At 37.5% G+C, this 1,499-nt stretch carries 2 protein-coding genes; both read left to right on the top strand.

Translation table 11 applies throughout. The features are described 5' to 3' along the window. Positions 1-260 (top strand): GNAT family N-acetyltransferase (locus ELS82_RS24910; RefSeq protein WP_134837762.1); only part of this gene is annotated, 260 nt, incomplete at its 5' end. Positions 261-400: 140 nt separating this feature from the next. Beyond that, positions 401-1,243: a hypothetical protein gene (locus ELS82_RS24905; RefSeq protein WP_134837761.1), complete on the top strand. Its 843-nt coding sequence runs from the start codon at positions 401-403 to the stop codon at positions 1,241-1,243. Positions 1,244-1,499 lie beyond the last annotated feature (256 nt).

Below are 1,499 nucleotides of genomic sequence, written 5' to 3'. Positions count from 1 at the left end.
TATTAGGTATGGGCGTAGATGTTTCTTGCCGGAAGCAAGGTCTTGGTCAAAGACTCATTGATGCTGTTATAAATTTCTGCCAAGAAAAAGCTGAAATTGACTGGCTTGATCTTTGTGTATTATCAGAGAATTTCCCAGCAAAGAACCTCTACCTAAAGGCAGGGTTCAATGTTGTTGGAGAGTTCAAAGATCAATATAGAATCGACGGTTTGTCAGTCTCGGAAACAGCAATGACAAAATACGTCAAAAATTACGCATAACAAGCAATTCAAGTTGATTCGCAACGCTCGGCGCTTTCAGTTTCAACTTGTTTGGTGATTACGGAGCAGTGTTTTAGTAAAGTGGCAGCGTTGCTCACAACTTAATTGGGCGTTAGGCATTTAGAGGAATTGATACATTAATGAACGGTTGTATGTTTTGTGGTAAGTCTCCAGATACAAAAGAGCATGTAATACCTCAGTGGATGCATCGAAAATATGGTATTAAGCATTCAAAGCTAAGGATCAGAAATGATTCTGAAGTTAAATACATCAATGAGGTGTTACCGGCTTGTAAGTTGTGTAATGGAATAAGATTCTCTCAAATAGAAGATAAAATTAAAAATGGTGATGCAACAGAGCAAGAATTATTCGTATGGGCGTTAAAAATTTATGTTGGCTTGAATTTAAAGGACTCACAATTTCCTGAAGATAGGAAAGACAAGTTAAAAGGCATGGTGTTGACTTATGAAGAGGTCTTTAAGGGGATAGAATTTGCAAGATCAATTTTAGCGAACTTTGGAAAACCAGGTTTTAGCCTTTATCCAGCCCCATTTGGTTCAGTTATTATTACTGAACTACCGGATTATATAGAACCGTCATTTGCGTTAAGCAGTATAGGTTATCCTTATAATGTTATAACGATCATCATAAATGAAAAGCAACTTTTGACTGTGATTTTGAATGATTTTGGATTGGTTAAAAAACAAATACTAAACGACGATAAAAAACATGGAGAACTCTTGGAGCTAATCTTCAAAAGAAGTGTTGAATCAGAGGAGCATTTTACGGCAAATAATTATGCGCAGCAGGCAACATTCTATTATTCAAAGTTAAAGGCTCAGTTAGCGATTCCCAAAAGAGTGTCAATTTCAAACAAGCGGGTAGCGGCAATGTTATTACCAAAAAAAGTGAAACCTTCAAAACTTACAAGTGAATTCATTGTTGCTGATTTGGCTAAAAAGTTGTTTAAAATAAATGCCTAACAAGCAATTCAAGCTGATTCGCAACGCTCGGCACTTTTGGTTTCAATTAGTTTGGTGATTACGGTGAAGTGTTTAGGTCATGTGGCAGCGTTGCTCACAACTTAATTGGGCGTTATGTTTCCGAGTACCCCACGTTTAGTAGACACTTTACTAAGTTAGATCTAGGGTCTAATTGAGAGGTGATTTATGGCTAAACATCGTAATCCAGCGTACACCGAAGAGTTCCGCAAAGAAGCAGTGCGTCTGGCCAGTCTTC

The organism is Vibrio ouci, assembly GCF_004551525.1.
In the GTDB taxonomy this organism is placed as follows: domain Bacteria; phylum Pseudomonadota; class Gammaproteobacteria; order Enterobacterales; family Vibrionaceae; genus Vibrio; species Vibrio ouci.
The sequence above is the reverse complement of the archived record's forward strand: the minus strand, read 5'-3'. Positions and strand labels throughout refer to the sequence as shown.

Bases quoted from the DNA above. Each gene is read 5' to 3' on its own strand.
- ELS82_RS24905 (WP_134837761.1), top strand. From the start codon at position 401: ATGAACGGTTGTATGTTTTGTGGTAAGTCTCCAGATACAAAAGAGCAT.